At 59.0% G+C, this 18,244-nt stretch carries 15 protein-coding genes and 2 pseudogenes; 4 read left to right on the forward strand and 13 right to left on the reverse strand.

The features are described 5' to 3' along the window. Window positions 1–84: 84 nt before the first annotated feature. Window positions 85–1,540: pseudogene (locus tag RPG13_RS32555) on the reverse strand (ISKra4 family transposase). Between the two features lie 250 nt (window positions 1,541–1,790). Between RPG13_RS32555 and RPG13_RS32560 the strand changes: the two are divergent. After that, entirely contained in the window at window positions 1,791–2,030 is a 240-nt protein-coding gene (locus tag RPG13_RS32560; RefSeq protein WP_337126933.1) for a hypothetical protein, read from the forward strand. 76 nt (window positions 2,031–2,106) lie between these two features. Here the strand turns inward: RPG13_RS32560 and RPG13_RS32565 are convergent. The 11 genes and pseudogenes from RPG13_RS32565 to RPG13_RS32615 all read right to left on the reverse strand — a co-directional run. Then, window positions 2,107–2,342, reverse strand: a pseudogene (locus RPG13_RS32565) (recombinase family protein); the annotation flags it as partial. 164 nt (window positions 2,343–2,506) lie between these two features. Beyond that, the gene (locus tag RPG13_RS32570) at window positions 2,507–4,459 is read right to left on the reverse strand and encodes an acetoacetate--CoA ligase (protein ID WP_337126934.1); all 1,953 of its coding nucleotides are present in this window, start codon (window positions 4,457–4,459) and stop codon (window positions 2,507–2,509) included. 257 nt (window positions 4,460–4,716) lie between these two features. Beyond that, a complete protein-coding gene (locus RPG13_RS32575) occupies window positions 4,717–5,421 on the reverse strand; it encodes an ABC transporter ATP-binding protein (RefSeq protein ID WP_337126935.1) in 705 nt (234 codons plus the stop codon). Further along, window positions 5,414–6,172, reverse strand: coding sequence for an ABC transporter ATP-binding protein (locus RPG13_RS32580; protein ID WP_128177574.1), 759 nt, complete (start codon window positions 6,170–6,172; stop codon window positions 5,414–5,416). Before RPG13_RS32580 ends, RPG13_RS32575 begins: the two co-directional genes overlap by 8 nt. After that, window positions 6,165–7,097, reverse strand: coding sequence for a branched-chain amino acid ABC transporter permease (locus tag RPG13_RS32585; RefSeq protein WP_245485572.1), 933 nt, complete (start codon window positions 7,095–7,097; stop codon window positions 6,165–6,167). Before RPG13_RS32585 ends, RPG13_RS32580 begins: the two co-directional genes overlap by 8 nt. Next, window positions 7,097–7,960, reverse strand: a complete 864-nt coding sequence (locus RPG13_RS32590; RefSeq protein WP_245485571.1) for a branched-chain amino acid ABC transporter permease — start codon at window positions 7,958–7,960, stop codon at window positions 7,097–7,099. The genes RPG13_RS32585 and RPG13_RS32590 overlap by 1 nt, the downstream gene beginning before the upstream one ends. 67 nt (window positions 7,961–8,027) lie before the next feature. Then, complete coding sequence (locus tag RPG13_RS32595; protein ID WP_128177570.1) at window positions 8,028–9,287, reverse strand: ABC transporter substrate-binding protein; 1,260 nt, start codon at window positions 9,285–9,287, stop codon at window positions 8,028–8,030. A gap of 35 nt (window positions 9,288–9,322) precedes the next feature. Next, window positions 9,323–10,099: an SDR family oxidoreductase gene (locus RPG13_RS32600; RefSeq protein ID WP_127208192.1), complete on the reverse strand. Its 777-nt coding sequence runs from the start codon at window positions 10,097–10,099 to the stop codon at window positions 9,323–9,325. Next, window positions 10,096–10,986 carry a 3-keto-5-aminohexanoate cleavage protein gene (locus RPG13_RS32605; protein ID WP_337126936.1) on the reverse strand — a complete coding sequence of 297 codons (891 nt, stop codon included), beginning with the start codon at window positions 10,984–10,986 and terminating at the stop codon, window positions 10,096–10,098. The genes RPG13_RS32600 and RPG13_RS32605 overlap by 4 nt, the downstream gene beginning before the upstream one ends. Beyond that, window positions 10,983–12,737 (reverse strand): hydantoinase B/oxoprolinase family protein, encoded by a 1,755-nt coding sequence (locus RPG13_RS32610; protein ID WP_246684458.1) that lies wholly within the window; start codon window positions 12,735–12,737, stop codon window positions 10,983–10,985. The genes RPG13_RS32605 and RPG13_RS32610 overlap by 4 nt, the downstream gene beginning before the upstream one ends. Beyond that, window positions 12,737–14,821: a hydantoinase/oxoprolinase family protein gene (locus RPG13_RS32615; RefSeq protein WP_337126937.1), complete on the reverse strand. Its 2,085-nt coding sequence runs from the start codon at window positions 14,819–14,821 to the stop codon at window positions 12,737–12,739. The genes RPG13_RS32610 and RPG13_RS32615 overlap by 1 nt, the downstream gene beginning before the upstream one ends. 149 nt (window positions 14,822–14,970) lie before the next feature. Here RPG13_RS32615 and RPG13_RS32620 point away from each other — a divergent pair, with 149 nt between their 5' ends. Next, window positions 14,971–15,636: a GntR family transcriptional regulator gene (locus RPG13_RS32620; RefSeq protein ID WP_245485570.1), complete on the forward strand. Its 666-nt coding sequence runs from the start codon at window positions 14,971–14,973 to the stop codon at window positions 15,634–15,636. A 432-nt stretch (window positions 15,637–16,068) separates the two neighbouring features. Beyond that, a complete protein-coding gene (locus tag RPG13_RS32625; RefSeq protein WP_245485569.1) occupies window positions 16,069–16,479 on the forward strand; it encodes an acyl-CoA thioesterase in 411 nt (136 codons plus the stop codon). 319 nt (window positions 16,480–16,798) lie between these two features. Here the strand turns inward: RPG13_RS32625 and RPG13_RS32630 are convergent, their stop codons facing one another. After that, a complete protein-coding gene (locus RPG13_RS32630) occupies window positions 16,799–17,068 on the reverse strand; it encodes a hypothetical protein (protein WP_337126938.1) in 270 nt (89 codons plus the stop codon). 398 nt (window positions 17,069–17,466) lie between these two features. On the opposite strand from RPG13_RS32630, the gene RPG13_RS32635 reads away from it, so the two are divergent. After that, window positions 17,467–18,222, forward strand: coding sequence for a 4'-phosphopantetheinyl transferase family protein (locus RPG13_RS32635; protein ID WP_337126939.1), 756 nt, complete (start codon window positions 17,467–17,469; stop codon window positions 18,220–18,222). Window positions 18,223–18,244 lie beyond the last annotated feature (22 nt).

Consider the following 18,244-nt stretch of genomic DNA (forward strand, 5'->3'; position numbering starts at 1 on the left):
ATCAACCCGGCCCTCGTTGGACGGACCCCCTGAGTCCAATCCTTGGTGATGTCACGGACTGTGAGACCGGTAACTTCTCTGGGGTTAGGCGGCGCGCAGGAGAGGCGGTTTGGGCTTGAATAGTGGTGGCACGTTCGGCTCTGGCTGTCGGAACGGTGCCCGCAATCGATTGCGAAGCTCGCCGTTGAGATCTGCCGTCCTGACCTACATGAGCATGTGAGCACCGTGGAGCGACCACCGCATCTGCTGTTTCTTGACCATCCGCTTGCCGACAAGTGAATTCACCGCCGATTCAGCCAGAGTCGTTGCGACGCGAAGGCCGGCTTGGTAGCGCTTGCCATAGTTGACGATCGCGCCGCGGTTCGAACGGATATAGGTCAGGAGCTGCAAGCCGAGGCTTTGAAGTCGGGCGATGGAGAACTCGCTGTCTCCTTGCGAAGCCTTCACCCTCTCCAAGAGTGCTCCAGATCGGTGATCGCGCGATCGACCCGCCCATGCCACAGGCGCCGCTTCACCGCTCTGATGTCACGGTCAATTGCGGGAAGCGCTTCAGAGAGACCCGATCGGGATCGAGCCATATGATTGGCGATCTGCTGCATCGGCTGGACCTTCATGGCGATGTGGAACCAGTCGATGATGTGGGCCGTCGGCTTCGGCATTGCGCGGGGTAGCCGCTTCAGGATTTCGGCGCCGTCCGAAATCACCGTCACATCGCCAAAGCCGCGGTAGCCTACTTCCCGAAGGGCATGAAGGGCGCGATCCCGGATTGCCCGTTGGTCGGTGCTGCCGGTCACGAAATAGCGACCGCCGCCTTCGCCCCGCCCGCCGCGGCCGCATCGGGCCACAACGAGCTCGAAGTTGCGCGCGGAATTGGAACCGGCGCTGCGAACATGCGCAGTATCGATGCTGATGACGAACTCTTTGCGTCGATCGCCGGGAAGCTGCATTTCAAGCTGGCGTCGTTCGTCCGTTTGCGCCCTTGCGTGCAATTCTTCCTCAGCAACTTGATCGTTGAGCCGTTCGCCAATCCTGATGGTTCGCTTGCGCACGGTGGCATGCGTCTCGGTCGGCTCAACGGGCAGGAATTCGGCAAGCACTCTCGCAGCCTGCCGGTACGGCATCATGCTCCCCAGCCGCGCCGTCAGTTCCATCAGCTCGGATGTCGCTCGATCCGGGCAGATCTCCCGCAGCGGCGCAAAGGCATCGACCATGCCTGGGTAACAATCCCGACACAGCATCCAACGAGGATTGCGCACCTCCACGATGCCAAAGACAGTCCGGATCCGTCGCGTCGTGTAGTCCTTGACCGGCCGTAACCTGTGGCAATCCGGGCAGACCCGACGAAAGACGGAATACGTCTCCGCCTCATGGTTCACGACCGCGCTCTGCAGCGCCGCCATGATGGTCTTGCTGTCCTCGATCGACAGGCCGAGGTCGCCGTCAAACAGACGTTCCCAGCTCTTGTCGATGCGGACCGCCTTCCGGCAACGTCACCGAACTCGTTCCTGCCCTCGATCGTGATCGTCCATTCCACCGCCATCGCTTTCCCTCCGAACAAAGCGGCGCTCATGGACTACGCGGGCCTAACAACCTGTATTCGACCCCAGGGAAATTACCGGTCTCCGATCGGAGCGGCCGCATTCTTACGGTTAAGTGCCAAGCGACACCAGGATCCACAACCGGATCAACGAGACGCTGTTCGACAGACCGCAAGATTATGCCCCCGCTTCACCACCAAGCCCAGCGGCGGCATCGACCCGCGGCCGTGGTGCTAAGGGTTCTACGCGGCCATGAATCTCAACATCAAACGCTGGAAACGGCTACTCGACCTCAAGAACCCCAACCACGGCCTGGTGCTGCCGATCCTGATCTACTGCGTCGACAAAAAGGGGCGGCCCGTCCTCGGCAAACCCAGGCCGGGACCCGAGACCGCGCACTTCATCGAGCACGAGGCCTACAAAGATATCGCCCTCGTCATCCCCGCCCTTCGCGAACTCCATTATGTCACCCGTTATGATAACCCACAGTGATCGCCCCGGCGCGCCGACTAACGGCTGACCGCCATACACGCACAGGCGGCTTCGGGAAAGGTGCCTCGACGCACCGCTTACCGAGCTGAGCGACGGTGGTGCTGACATCAATCGCGTTGCGACCGAGACGATCAAGCTTGGTGACGACCAGGACATCGCCATGCTCCAAACGATCGATCAGGCGGCGGAAGCCTAACCGCTGGGCAATGGCAGTGCTGCCGGAGATGGTTTCGGAGACGATGCGACGGGATTCGACATGGAAGCCCCGCCGACTGGATTTCCAAGATCTGGTTGTCAAACCGTCTGGCCGATGGAGACGCGGGCATAGGCTTTGCAATCTGCAAAGTGAGATTGCTTCTGATAAGGAAACGGAATTCGTAGGCGGGCGCCACTCAGCTGCTACAACCCCCGTCGTTACCTTGCTTCGTGATGCCGAAATACATTCGAGTGGCCATGATGTTTGCTCCAGACCCTTATTAATCACTGCAGAGTGCCTCCAGCCCGGAATAGAGCTCCAGCGCTTCCGGGTTGGCCAGCGCCTCCTTGGTCTTCACCGACCGGCCGTGGACGACTTCGCGCACGGCGAGCTCGACGATCTTACCGGACTTGGTGCGCGGAATGTCGGCGACCTGGATCACTTTGGCCGGTACATGACGCGGTGACGCACCGATGCGGATCTTGGTCTTGATCTTCTTTTCGAGATCGGCGTCGAGCGTCAGGCCCGGTACCAAACGGACGAAGAGGATAACCCGGACGTCGTCGTCCCAGTCCTGGCCGATGCAGATGGCCTCGGCGACTTCATCGAGCTGTTCGACCTGGTTGTAGATCTCGGCGGTACCGATGCGCACGCCGCCGGGATTGAGGGTCGCATCCGAGCGGCCGTGGATGATCAGGCCGCCGTGTTCGGTCCATTCGGCGAAATCGCCCTGGCACCAGATATTGTCGAAGCGCTCGAAATAAGCCGCGCGGTATTTGGCGCCATCAGGGTCGTTCCAGAAACCCACCGGCATGGAGGGGAAGGCTTTGGTGCAGACCAGTTCGCCCTTCTCGCCACGGACCGGTTTGCCTTCATCGTCCCAGATGTCGACTGCGAGGCCGAGGCCCGGCCCCTGGATCTCGCCCTTCCAGACCGGCTTGACCGGATTGCCGAGCACGAAGCAGGAGACGATGTCGGTGCCGCCGGCGATGGAGGCGAGCTGGACGTCCGGCTTGATGCCTTCATAGACGAATGAAAAACCTTCCGGCGAAAGCGGCGAGCCGGTGGAGGTGATCAGGCGCAAATCGGAGAGATCGTGTGTCTTGAGCGGCTCGATGCCGCCCTTGCGCACCGCATCGATGTATTTGGCCGAGGTGCCGAAGACGGCGAAGCGTTCCTCGGCTGCATAGTCCCACAGGATATTGCCCGAGGGCGCGAAGGGCGAGCCGTCGAACAGGCAGAGCGTGGCGCCGCTCGCCAGACCCGAGGCCAGCCAATTCCACATCATCCAGCCGCAGGTCGTGAAGTAGAAGAGGCGATCACCATCGCCGACGCCGGAATGGAAGCGGTGTTCCTTCAGGTGTTGCAGCAGCGTGCCGCCGGCAGAATGAACGATGCATTTCGGCACTCCGGTCGTGCCCGAGGAGAACAGGATATAGAGCGGGTGGGCGAACGGCAGCGGCTCGTATTCCACGGGCCCCGCGGTGAAGGGGATGGTCGCGGCATCCATGGTGCGGCCATCGGCAAGCGATGCGGCCAGCGCTTCGGCGTCGCCGGCGTAACCCACGACCATGACGGGGCAGCCGAGCTTGGGCGCGACGTTCCGGACCTTGTCGGAGACGTCCTGCAGCTTGCCGTTGTACCAGTAGGCATCGCAGGTGATGAATAGCCCCGGCTCGATCTGGCCGAAGCGGTCGAGCACGCCCTGCTCGCCGAAATCGGGCGAGCAGGACGACCAGATGGCACCGATCGAGGCGGTGGCCAGCATGCAGGCGATTGTCTCCGGCATGTTCGGCATCATGGCCGACATACGGTCGCCCTTGCCTATGCCCATCGCGCGGAAGGCTTGCTGTAGCTTGGATACGGTGGAATGGAGCTGATCCCAACTCCAGCGATAGCTCATCTTGTCCTCACCACGGAAGATCAGCGCGTCTTGGGGACCGTGCTTGATCAGGAGGTTTTCGGCGAAGTTCAGGCTGGCGTCGGGGAAGAAGCGAGCGTGGAGCATAACATCGCCGTTGATGAGATCGCGTGGCCCGGGCTGTCCAATCACGCCGCAATAATCCCAGACGGCAGACCAGAAAGTGCCGAGTTCATCGATTGACCATTGATGAAACGCATCATGGTCGGGTAGATCAGCCTTGTAGGTACAGGTGCAGAATTCGCGAAACCTCGTGATTGCGCTCGTGCGGATCTCGTCTGCGCTGGGCTGAAATAAGGGTGAGTCGATCATCGACGAGTTCCTTTGAACCAAATATTATGGGGCCGCGGTGTAGATAACAGGCCGATGCGTCGCAGGCGCCCAACACCACCAGATTTCGCCTTAGTGCCACTAGGTGCCTTCTCGGCGTTTAACCGAACAGATTAACGCCCGCGTCCCGACAACACGCGAGCGCCTTGATCGCCAACCCCCCCAGGATGAACAGAGGTTAGTTGCGCCGCGATAAGCACGCAGCGCGGCCTCGACACACGTCCTGCACCTCGGGACAACTAGCCTAGGTAGGACGCGATGACGGCAGGATCGTCCCTTATCTCTGCTGCTGGCCCGGACAGTGCAACGCGCCCCTGCTCAACGACGTAGGCATGTTGTGCATACTCAAGCGCAAGCATGGCGTTCTGTTCCACGATCAGCACACCGATCCCGCTTTCGTGCGAATAGTCGCTGATGGCCGAGATGAGCTGCTCTTCGACCATAGGGGCGAGGCCAATGGACGGCTCGTCAAGCAAAAGCATCTTCGGTTGCGCCATCAGTGCCCGGCCAAAAGCAAGCATCTGCTGTTCACCGCCGCTCATTCGACCTGCTTGTTGTTTTTGACGGTTGGCGAGCACCGGAAAGAGCTCGAAAATCCGCTCCAGCGTCTTGCGCCGCCTTGTGGGATCAGGCCGAACGGTTGCGCCGAGCAAAAGGTTCTCTAGGACCGACAGTTTCGGAAAAAGCTCACGTCCCTCTGGCACAAGAGAGATGCCCTTGCGCACGATGTCATCTGGTGCAAGCCCATTGAGCTTTGCACCGTCCAATCGGATTTCGCCGGAGGCGAGTTTGACGAGACCGCAGATAGCATTCATCAGGGTCGTCTTTCCCGCGCCGTTGCTGCCGACAACCGCGGTCACTTGCTCAGTGCTGGCCGTAAAGCTCATCCCATTGAGCGCGCGGACGCCACCATATTCAAGTACGAGATCTTTCGCCTCAAGCATCACTATTCCTCTTCCGACCAAGATACGCCTTGATCACTTCAGGATGACGTCCGATTTCCTCAGGCGTTCCTTCCGCAATGACGCGGCCAAAATTCAAAACGGTGATCCTGTCACACAGACGCATCACCGATTTCATATCGTGCTCGACGAGCAAAATCGAGATTCCATCTGCTCGCAGTTGTTCAACCCGTGTCGAGACTTCTGCCTTTTCGGTTGCATGCAGCCCTGCCAACGGTTCGTCCAGGAGCAGTATTCGAGGGCGGGTCGCCAGCGCGGTTGCGATGCTTAGTACGCGCCTCAAACCACCTGGAAGGTTTCCAGCAGGCTCATTGGCGCGTGATGCAAGCCCCATCCGCTCCAGTGCCTCGAACGCAGCAATATTGATCTTCGCGTTCTCTCCGGTCGGTATCCATCTCTTAGGGTTCCACGCTGACCCCTGTGCAGCTCGGACGCCGAGCGCCACGGCTTCAAGCAGGGTTCCTGAAGTGTAGACCCTCGTAAGCTGAAATGTTCGAACCAGGCCCAGCCTGGCAATACGATGCGAGGGGAACCCTTCGACGCGAACACCATCCAGGCTGACGTCACCGGCAGAAGGTTGCAAGCTTCCGCTTATTAAATTCATCGTCGTCGACTTGCCCGAGCCATTCGGCCCGATAAGGCCGCGGATTTCGCCCCGTCCGAGCTTGAGCGACACTCCATCTACCGCTTTCAAGCTGCCGAAGATCTTGCTTAAATTATTGATCTCAAGCATTTTTAGCCCTCCAGACCATGAGGCGGCCACGCGCCCATTGTCCGAAGAGTATTGCGATGATGACAAATACGCCCCAGATCATCGGGACGAATTCAGGGACAAATCTGAAGATTTCTTCGATGAGCGTAAGAAACAGCAGTCCGAGAATTGGACCGGAAAAACGGGTCGTGCCACCGATCACACAGGCCGCGACGACCTTGAACATCAGCATCGCATTTATATCCGATGGCGAGACGATGCCGTTGTAAGTGGCGAACAAACCTCCCGCTATTCCGGCGCCGAATGAGCCAAGTATGAACGCCAAGGCGCGCAACGCCCAGGCATCGATCCCGATCGACGACGATAGTGCCTCGTCCTCGCCGACAGCCTTGATCTTCAAGCCGGCGTCGGAGGCATCCAGTGATGCGTAGAAGATGCCCAACAAGACCAGCACAGCGGCCACCAGGCATAGGAACTCCAGCGTCGACGACGGATTAGGCAGGATTTCAGGCCGCTCGATAAAGGCGATGCCCGATGTGCCGCCAGTGATTTCCCGGAACTGAATGAAGCATTGGCGCAGTGCCTCTCCCGCCGCAAAGGTCGACAGGAAGAAGTAATATTGGCGGGTCCGAAGCACGGGGTAGGACAGCAGCGCTGCAAATAGCGCCGCGAACAATCCTCCTGCGACCGTTGCCACCAGCACCGGCAGGCCGAATGGCGGCTTCGAAAGGATTGCAACGGAGTAGCCGCCGATTCCCATGATGGCGATATGAGCGAACGACCAACCTCCCATTGTCGTGATGGTGCGATACGACAGAACCAGGATGGAAGTCATGCCGAAAAGCACGAGGACACCAAGCATATAGTTACTGCCGACGAAGCCGCCGACGACAAGCGCGGCGCCCAGTGCGCACACGGTCATTAAATCGCGTCGGAACGCACTCATTATTCCTTCTCCCCGAACAGGCCAGATGGCTTAACACTCAGGACGAACAGCATGACGGCCGCGCTCGTGAGAGCGAGAAAACGTCCGGCACCGAACTGAGACATGAGGGTATCGAGGACACCGAAAATAGCAGCGGCAGCAACCGCGCCCCAGATGTTGCCAATACCACCAACGATGATGATGATGAACGCCTTCCATAGCGTACCCGCGCCCATGTAGGGAGAGATCTGGCTGATGGGACCCATGGCCGCACCGCATATGCCCGCAATCGACGATCCGAGGATGAGCGTGAGTCGGCCCACCTTCTCGGTTCGTATACCTTGCAAGAGGGCGCCACGCGGATTTTGAGCCACAGCGCGAATGCGCCGGCCTGCCTCGGACCTCATGAGGAATACCCACAGACCGGCTGCTAGTACGACGGCTACCCCAATGACGACGAGTCTCGATGCCGGAAGAATGGCGCCGCCGAAGTTCACGACGCCTCGCATCGGCGGGGCGATCGAAAGACCAACGGGCCCAAAGATTTGAACGACAATCGTCTGAATGACATACGACAACGCAAGCGTTGATATGAAAATCGCCAAAGGCTTGTCGCCGAGTGGCACGACCATGGTTCTGTGTAGCACCAGGCCGAGCAGCCCGGTCACCGCCGCCGCAACGATTGCACCGATGGCCCATGCGACTGGACCACCCACCTGGGGTGAGAGAGTCGAAATACAGAGATATGTTGCGTATGCGCCGATCATGAAGAATTCGCCATGGGCGAAATTTATGATTCGCATCACGCCGAAAACCAATGCCAGACCGAGGGCGAAGCAAAGGTAAAAGGACGTGAGCGATAGGCAATTCAGTAAGATTTGCATCGGGTCAATCACCTGAGAGAGGTCGGAGTAGCCGCGGCACGTCCGCGGCCACCTATGCCGATAAGCCTCACTTTGCCGAGACTTGACCGCCTTCAGAGAGTGCTGGCAGCGCTGCGTCTTTGTGAGCGTTCCACCAGGCAGCAACATCAACGACGGCGGTAACCTTTACACCACCCTTGTCGTCCGTCACGTAGACCGGGAGTGGAGTCATCAGCCAGTTGTTGGCACCGAAGATTTCCGATCCACCCCAGCGCGAAGGTCCGAAAAGCGGCTGATCCACGGTATCGCTTGCGAAAAGCGCGTCGCGCACGCCTGCGCCGGTGGGATCTGAGGACTTCTGAATCCCCGCCTCGATGGTTGTCATCGCTGCGTAGGCGACCGATGCGAGCGCCGACCATTCCTTCTCGCCGAACTTCTCGACGTAGGTCTTATAGAACGCCGACACGCGCGGGCTGAAGTTCGGCTCGGAAGCATCGACGACATAAGCGCTGAAGATCCGGCCAGCTACTTCTGCAGCCGGGACACGTTCCGTTACCAAGCCCATGGTCCAGCCTTCGCTGCCGTAGAGACCCTTGTAGCCCAACTGCTCCATCGCCTCGACGAACAGGGCCTGCTGTCCAGGTGTGAAGCCCAGCTCGACGATAAGGTCGGGATTGGATGCCATTACCGGCGTGGCCAGGCCGAGCATATCCGACGTTGATGCCGGATCGTAGGGCTGCGAGTAAACGATCTCGGCGCGATCCAGGTAGGGAGCCAGGCCTGCCTTGTAATAAGCAAGCGCCGCCTGGCCGAAAGAGTGGTCTGCCGTTACGATTGCGACACGCTTGATCTCCGGCCGGCTCTCCAGGAGATGGCTGACAAGAAACATGTATGACGCCGGTGAGCCGGTGACCGAACCGATGAGGAACGGGTACTTCGGGCCGAGATAGCCGGCACCATAGCTTGTTGTCAGAACCTTGTTTTCGGTGGTGATCTCGGCGACGGCCTGGCGTGACGCAGGTGTAAAGGTCTGGAGAATGAAGCTCACTTTGTCATCAAGAATTGCACGGCGGAAAGCGTTCAGCTCATCACCGGCTGTGTAGCAATTGTTGTCGTAGCCGGTTACCTCAATCTTATGCTTCTTGCCCGTTGCGTCGGCGATACCGCCGTTCGCGTTGAATTCTTCGGCCCAAATCTGAACACCGCGAGTAATCGGAACGCCCCATTGAGCGCACTCGCCTGCCTGTGGCTGGACCACTCCAACTTTGATCGTATCTTCGGCGGCCGCCGAAGTTCCTAGAGCACCGGCAAGTGCGCCGGCGATCAGCAGTCTTGTAAGCATGTTCATTTCACTTCTCCCTGTGTTGAAGTTCCCCAATTTTTCTACCTGAGTATCTCGGTGTTACCGCACACACCTAATGACTGCCCCGAGATTGATCTGCCTGCATCGGACGCGACGAAAACCGCCAGATCCGCAATTTCCTCAGGTTCGATCATTCGACCCAGTGATATTGTCGCGACTTCCTCGGCCTCGATTTCAGCGAGCCCGCGTCCTGTAAGTTCGGCCCGGGCGGACATCACTCGCTCCATGCGCGGCCCACGGACAGACCCGGGAAGGATTGCGTTCACGCGGATGCCGAACTGGCCGACCTCCATCGCGAGCGATTGGGTAAGGCCGATCACGCCCCATTTGGCCGCCGCGTATGGCGTCCTCATCGGCATGCCGAGTCGTCCGGCCGCTGAGGACATGTTGAGGATAACCCCCGACCGCTGTGTCTTCATCCCGGCCATCACACCGCGAATGAACAAGAACTGGGCGGTGAGATTGACATCTACCGTTCGCGCCCACTCCTCGGGCGAGACGTCCTCGATCGCAAGCGTCGGACCGGCGATGCCGGCATTGTTGAAGAGGATGTCCACTCCGCCACCCAATCCCGCGAGCATCGACTGGAGAGCGGCTGGAACGCTGGCGGGGTCAGCCACATCGCATACGACTGCAGTGGCTTCGGGATATTCCGAGGAGAACGAGCTTACCGAAGCGGGATCAATGTCACAGACTGCGACCCGCGCACCGGCTTCAATCATTTTCTTCGCGACGACCCTGCCAATACCACTGGCACCGGCAGTGATGATTGCGCGCTTGCCAGAAAGAGGGCTCATGCTGCTGCTCCCAATCCAAGGCGATCGCGGGTCGCGGCGGATGACATAATCCGCACACCCATGCGTTCGACGATTTCGCGCGCGCGCTGCACAAGCGCGACATTCGTCGCCGGAACAGCCCGGTCGAGCCAGATATTGTCTTCGAGACCGACACGCACGTTCCCACCAAGCAGAACAGCTTGGGCGACCATCGGCATCTGCATGCGGCCAACACCGAAAGCGGACCAGACAACGTCGGCGCCGCGGGCTGCATCCGCCATACCCTTCATTGCCGTCGTGGTGGCCGGAGCGCCCCAATTCACGCCTAGGCAAAATTGGATCATTGCAGGGCCGGCGAACGCGCCTTCGCCGATGAGCTTCATGACGAAGTCAAGGTGGCCGAGGTCGAATACCTCGAGCTCGGGCTTTACACCGTAACCCCGGATCATTGCCGCACCTTCGCGAATTTGCTCGGGCGTGGAAATGTAGACCAGATTGCCTTCACCGACGTTGTATGAGCCGCAGTCGAGCGTGCAGACGTCGGGTCGCAGCGCCTCGACGTGGAGGAGCCGGGCCTTCTGGTTGACGAGATCTGTGCCAGCGACAGCCTGGGTCGGATACTCGGCGTCGAGAACGAGGTCGCCGCCCATGCCCGCCGTCATGTTGACGATGATGTCCTTGTTGCGGTCACGAACGCGCTCAAGCACTTCTGCATAAAGTTTGACATCGCGACTCCCGTCCGTCGTCTCCGGATCGCGAACATGGACATGGGCGATCGCGGCACCGGCTTCGGCGACGGCCAGAACGTCGGCGGCGATCTGTTCAGGCGTCACGGGGACATGCGGGTTCTTCTTGGGGCCTGCTCCGGCGCCGGTCACGGCACAGGTGATAAAGATTTCGTTGTTCATGCTTGTTGTCTCAGCTTGGAGGTTTCGTCTGAAAGAATTTCAAGAGTTTTGGGGTCGATCGCCACGCCGTAATCCCGGCGTGCGGCTTCCGCCGAAATGTAGCCGTCGATCACGTCTTCGCGGACACGCTCAGGATTACGGGAGCGCGCAACGCCCCAGCCGCCGCCACCTGTAGACAGGAATTCGAATGCTTCGTTCGGCCCGAATTTGTGGGATGACAGAAGCGGAGAGCGCCAGGTGCCATCCGGCCTCGGGCCACCGATGATCTCGCGGCGCCCATCGCCATATTCCTGCACCAGCACCTGAACGGGACTCATGCTGCCGCCGTTTACGCCGGGGCTTCCCTCGATGGTTCTGGATGTCTCGATCGAAAGCTCGCCGCCATTGAGAAAGCGGAACTTGAACCGCGCGCCCAGACCCCCTCGGTTTTCGCCCGGGCCGCCGGAATCCTGGCGAAGGTCGAAGGCTTCGACGACGACCGGGTAGAGCAGTTCGGCCGCTTCCGCTGGCATGTTGGTGCAGTTGCCCAACGGATCCAGCGTCACGTTCAGCCCATCATTGTATGGCGTTCCGCCCCAGCCGCCCGCCGGGATGTCCGAGAAGACATCGATGCGGCCGCCGGCACCGCGAACCGCAGCAACGAACCAGTTTGCATCGGCGCATGTAGGAGCGATCGCAAGATCGGGGATGGCCTTTGCCACGGCCTGCCAGATCGCGCTCTGTACTTTTCCGGACGTTACGGTGGTGCAGCCGACGACAGGAGCGGGCCAGCGCGCATTAAGCCAGCAGTCATCCGGAAGGCTCAACGTGATTGGCGCAAACATGCCTGCGTTCGGCGGCGCGTCGGGCGCCAGGAAGAACTGCAGAGCGGTGTATACGGCGGCGGTCGTGTTCGCGAAGGGCGAATTGATCGCACCGGCCACCTGGGGATCGCTTCCCGCGAAATCCACGTGCAGGTTTGAGCCCGAGACGGTCAGCTTGACCCGCGCCCAGACCTTGGCATCGGTGATGCCATCGGAATCCGCGTAGTCGGCGCCTTCGTAGACACCATCCGGTATGTTTTCGATTTCTGCGCGAACGATCCGTTCGGTGTAACGGATCATGTCGTCCATTCCCTGGAGCAGGGTCGCGCGGCCGTATTTGCGCGCCGTAGCCTGGAGTTCATCCTCGGCAGCCAGCAGAGCGCCCATATGGGCTTGCAGGTCGCCGCGGATGTAATGCGGTGTGCGCGTGTTTCGCAGCAGGATTTCGAGAAGGTCCGGATCGACCTCATAGTTGCGATAGAGCTTCAGTGGGGGAAGCCGAAGCCCTTCACCGGCGACGTGCGTTCCGAAGCCCTGGCCACCGGGGCCGCCACCCCCAAGATCCATCCAGTGACCCCGGCTTACCGCGAAACCGATAAGCATGTCTTCATGGAAGACAGGCATGGTCAGCGTCACATCGTTGATGTGGGTGCCGCCGTCATAGGGGTCATTCAGCACCACCACATCACCCGGCCGAAGCGTCTCGATGCCGAACTTCCGCGCCACGGCCTGGACGCTGAAATGCATCGCCGCCAGATGAACGGGGCAGTTTGCAGTCTGACCGACCAGACGCAGCGCGGGGTCATAGATCGCGTTCGAAAAGTCGAGATTTTCCGAAAGGATCGGCGAGAAGGATGACTTCTGCAGAATCACCGTCATGCGGCGGCAGACATGCTCGAACGTGTTGCGAAGCACTTCGAACGTGATTGGGTCGATTGAGGTAACCATTATGACCTCTCCAAGATGCAGTTGCGGGCGGAGTCAAAGCGTGCCGCCCAACCCGGTGGGATGACGATGCTGGTGTGCGGATCTTCAATGAGAGCGGGGCCGCTGACCTCAACCGCGCCGGCGGCGTCGTGAACCAGGCTGTCGGTCCAGCCGCCAAACCAGACCTTGCGTTCAGCCTGACGTGGCGAGCCGATCGCGGAACTCGTGCTAGATTGCAGAATGCCAGCGGGTGATGGCGCTTCCGCCGTGACTGCCAGTGCGACAATCTCAACGGGGAAATCGTCCGACCGGACACCGAACTCTCTCTTGTGCGCACCGTGAAAGGCCTCAGCCAGGCGATCGAGGTCGCGTCGCTCGATAACACCCCGGTCCTGCACGACGTCCACTTCGAAAGTCTGACCCGCATACCGCATGCGCATCACGAAGCTAACCTGCACGCTGTCTGCGCTGGCGCCCTGCCCAAGAAGGGCTTCGACGGCTGCGGCACCGAGGTTCTTCAAGCGAAGGCCGATTTCATCGAGCTCCTTGGCGACGAGCGGGGCGTAATAGAAAACTTCTTCGTCGTGCTTGATTGCCAGTCGCAGCGCTCCATAAGCAGAGGCAACACCGGAGTATCTGGGAACGATGACCGTTGGCGTGCCGAGCGCCTCGGCGACTGCGCACGCGTGCAGCGGTCCTGCTCCGCCAAAACTCGCAAGCGCGAAATCGCGAGGATCGCGGCCGCGAGATGCAAGGACAAGCTTGACGGCTTGTGCCATAGCCTCGGTCGCGATCCGCAGCATGCCTTCGGCACATTCCTCGATGCTAAGTTTCAACTGAGACGAAACGGTCTCCACGGCTGCGCGGGCCGCTGCGCCATCCAGTTTAAATTTACCCGAAAGGTCCGGACTAATCCTGCCGAGCACCAGATTTGCATCCGTGATCGTCGGCCGCGTTCCACCTCGCCCATAGCAGGCAGGCCCGGGAACCGAACTTGCGGACATGGGGCCGACGCGGAGTGAGCCACCGCTGTCGATCCAGCCGATCGACCCCCCGCCGGCGCCGATTGAACGGATGTCGAGCATCGGCACTGCGACCGGTATGTCAAACTCAATTTCATATTCGCGGGTGATGAGGCCCTCGCCATCCTCGACGATGGATGCGTCGAAGCTTGTTCCGCCCATATCGGTATGAATGATGTTTACCGAGCTGGCCGTACGCGCGATCTCGGACGCATATCCGACGCCGCCTGCGGGCCCCGACTCCACCAGTTCCTCGACACGCAGACGCGCCTGGTTGACGGACATCATCCCGCCATTGCTTTTCAGGATCATGAGATTGCCGGTAAACTCCGCTTCACGGAGCCGGGCCTCAAGACGCTCAAAATAGTCGGCCATCACCGGCAGGATCGTGGCTCTCACCGAAGCCAACGTGAAGCGCGTGTGCTCTCGGAACACCGGCTTGACATCCGCCGAGGAAATTGCCCGCACGCCGGGCAATGCGGCTGTGATGATTTCGGCGACCTTGCGCTCGTTTGCCGGGTTCGCGTAGGAGTTGATCAGGCAGATAGCCACGGATTTGATACCAGCTGCTGCGATGGCCTCGATAATGGGCTGAAGCTCTGCAGCATCAATCTCCTTCTCAACCTTCCCGAACGCAGTGGTTCTTTCGTTGATCGTGTAGCGATGCCGACGACGGATCAGGGGCTCAGGCTTGGTTTGATAGGGCCGATAAAGATGTTCGCGGTGCATTCGGCCGATTTCGAGCACGTCGCGAAAGCCCTCCGTGGTGATCATCGCAGCATCCGGGAAGGTGCGCTCGATCAGTGCGTTGGTCGCAGTCGTGGTGCCGTGGACAAGCAGCTCAATCTCGTTCGGTGCGATGCTGGCGTTTGCAATGGCGTTCAAGACGCCACGCGACCTTTCCTCAGGGGTCGTCAGAACTTTACCGGTTCGCTCCTCGCCGGTCGCACTGTTGACCGCGAAGAGGTCCGTGAAAGTCCCTCCCACATCAATACCAACTTTCCACATACCAGTTACCCCTTTTGTTGATCGTTGATCAAAGAATTGCCGGCAAAACAGATTTGTGTCAACCCCCGTGTTCACTTGATATCCACCACACAGAGCCTAACCGTTTTTGATCGTTGATCAAATAAAATATTTTCGCTATGCTCACGTCCGTGTCAGGCAGATCAGGAGTGAAAATGCCAGCGACCAAACTTCCCGTGCTTCGGCCGCGGCCAAGAAACTCAGATTTGGAACATGTTTATGCGGAGCTAACTCGTTCAATCATGATGGCCGAGTTTGCACCTGGTCAGAAGTTGAAGCTCGACGACTTGGCCACCGCATTCGGCACAAGTCATATGCCGGTTCGAGAGGCCCTCAATAGACTTGTCATGGCTCGCGCGCTGCAGTCCGAAACGAGGCGAACTCCCTTCATTCCCGAAGCGAGCGTTGGGCGCCTTCGCAATCTACTTACCCTTCGAACAGATCTTGAAGGCAAGGCGGTGGCGATGACGGTCGAACGCGGCGAGAACGGGCTTGCCGATCAGCTGGCCCAAATAAATGCCCGGATGGATATTGAAGCGGAGCGTGGCGCATTAGGAACGCGGGCGTATTTACAACTAAATCATAAGTTTCATTTTTCGCTGTATGAACGATGCGGAAATCCTGAACTTGTGAATCTTATTGAATTGCTGTGGATGCGTTATGGGCCGTTGTTGAGCCTGTTGAAGGCGACTCCAATGTCGTTTTCAGGGCATCGGCATCACGCAGACATAATTGCCGCCGTGAGATCGGGCGACAGCGCTACAGCTGTTCAGAGCCTGGTCGCCGACCTGCAGGAAGCTGGAGACGCTATCGCGACAGCTTTGTCTACAAAAATACAGAAAGCGCACAGCTCTAGCTCGAGCGCGCCATGACACTCGAACCGCAATTCCTGGGCTGCGCATTGTTTTCCAAATGGACGAAACGAAGATGGCAGAATTTGAAAGCGACTCGCGCGTTGCGAGGGCGGTGCTTGGTGGTGGAATGATATGGATCGAAGCTATTAGCGAGCGACCCGCGGCCTCGGCGTCGGGCGCCTCTAAGTTGGGGCCCAGGCATTCCGATGCGCGCCGTCGCTCATTTGGCCTCGCGAGGTTCCTTTCACGATCCCTGCTGCCGCTGCTTCGGTTGGGCATTGCTTCTCGGGTAACTTGGAGCGGGTAGCTCCAAAAGGGTGAGTGGGCGCGATTGAAATTGAAACTAGCGTCTTCGCGGCCCATAACCATGCAGTTGTATCGAAGTGAATGCCCAAGCATGGGTTATCCCGACAATGCGACACTTTCCGCCAACTCTTAGTGAGGTATATTTTGACTGACGAGATCGATAGTTTTATTGGCGTCGCGCAGCCATGGATGTGCGACGAGTTTGGTCATATGAACCGCCGATTTTACGCGGCCATGTTTGACGACGCTACATTGGTCGTCCTGCGGTTCTTGGATGTGGATGACCGCCAAGACTCCCTTGGATGGGCAGATGTCAGGACCGAGACCGATTTTCGCGCGGAGGTAAGTGCGGGGACCATTCTTAAAATCCGATCCTCCGTCACAAAGATCGGCAAAAGTTCGCTTGCCATCCGGCATGTCATGGTGAATTCGTCCAACGGTGAGACCGCTGCCGTGGAGAGCTGCGTATCAGTTCGATTCGACCTTCAACAGCGCAGGTCAAGCGAGCTCGGTAAGGCAGTTATCGCGCGAGCAGAGTCGGTATTTGCCGCTTAGTCGGCTACGCTGCGCAAAAAATAACGGTCTGGCCCCGACGTCCAGCGTCTCTACTGCAATTTGGTTGGTTCAAACTGTCCTCAATGTCATAAAATTTGCATTTCATAACATTGCTCGATCAAGCGTGGCGCGCCAGTCCTCGAACCGGGTTTGCTCGTCCCAATCCGGGTCCTAGATCAGCGGATCCCGCTGCTCGGTAAGGCAGTTATCGCACGAGCAGAGTCGGTATTTGCCGCTCAGTCGGCTACGCTGCGCAAAAATAACGGTCTGGCCCGACGTCTCCTACTGCTAACTGGTGGGTTCAAACTATTCCTCAATGTCATAAAATTTGCATTTCATGACATTGCTCGATCAAGGGTGGCGCGCCAATCCTCGACCGGGTTCGCTCGTCCCAATCCGGGTCGTAGATCAGCGGATCCCGATCGGGCGCCGCTTCCGATCGAGGTAGCCGTTCGACTACCACACCTTCGAGGACCGCATTCGCGCGCGCATGCAAGGCGTCGATCGCCGCGAACTCTTCGGGCAGCGGATCCGGCTCGTCCGCCTCGATTGGCTCATCCGGGTCCAGTTCCGGCGCGGACGTCCCCACGACGCCATCATCGACGCCGCCTGCGAGGCTTGGCAGAAGCTCATGGCCCCGAAACAATCACATCAACGAAATGCGAGAGTGGGTTCACGTCGGTCGAGCTTCATGACCGTTGGTATAAATCCCCAATAGGATGCGCAACCTATCCAGCATCATCCGTTCGTTCATCCGGTTGTTCGCCCCCCTTGCAAACCCTACCCAGCCAACTCGGTGCTTGGAAGACCCACCACACGCACGTCCTGGCCGGGGCGCATCCTGCGAATGGCGCAAGCCCTCGGCTTCGCCAACTAAACGTACAACTCTAGCTTAATGAATTCGTAATATAAATTAACAAACTCAAACTCGTTCCCCAGAAAACATCATGATAGAAATGCGACCTGGGTTAGGGGAGGCGACAGGATATGACCGCTTTTTCCGATCTCGAACTTATCGCTCTATCTGCTCGTTCACGTGGATTTTTCACCGATGTTGAGTTACATGTCCCCGGGCTCCCCAATGCGATCTTGGTGCGCGGCAGGTTTGATCTCGAGAGCTATACGGATGACCTGTTCAACCTGCTGGCGTTACACTGCCCTGCCAATCTGTCCGCAGCGGTGGCCATACGCCGTGCTGAGTTTTTAGCCGGGCGAGCGATGGCACACGCGGCATTGCGGGCGCTGGGTCAAGCCGCTAGTGAGATTCCAATCGGTCTAGGCGGGGCTCCACTCTGGCCTTCCTCTTCCGCTGGATCGATAAGCCATACGCGTGGGCATTGCGCTTGTTTCGCCATCGCCAATGCGAACTGGCAGGCAGGTGTCGACGTTGAGGCGCTGGCCAGCGGTCATGCTCTGGATGCGATCCTAAACATGACCATCAATGAGGATGAGCGCGCCTTGATCGCTCGGCAAGTGGTCCTCTCTTCAGACGGGCTGGCGAGCCTAGTTTTTTCGGCCAAAGAGACACTTTTCAAAGCGCTCTATCCTGTGGCAAGGCGCTTTTTCGGATTCGACTGTGCAGAGTTACGAACGACGCCTAGAAACGGGCAACTACGACTGCATCTGACAAAAACTATCTGTCCAGAATTGCTCGAGGGCCAGCACTACGACATTCGCTTTAGCATCGCTGCTGGCCATGTGTTGACCTGGTTGGCAGTAACACCCCAGCATATGTCAATGTAGCGGCTCCGGCTGATACATCGTT

The organism is Mesorhizobium sp. ISC15 (assembly GCF_037162615.1).
GTDB lineage: Bacteria > Pseudomonadota > Alphaproteobacteria > Rhizobiales > Rhizobiaceae > Mesorhizobium > Mesorhizobium mediterraneum.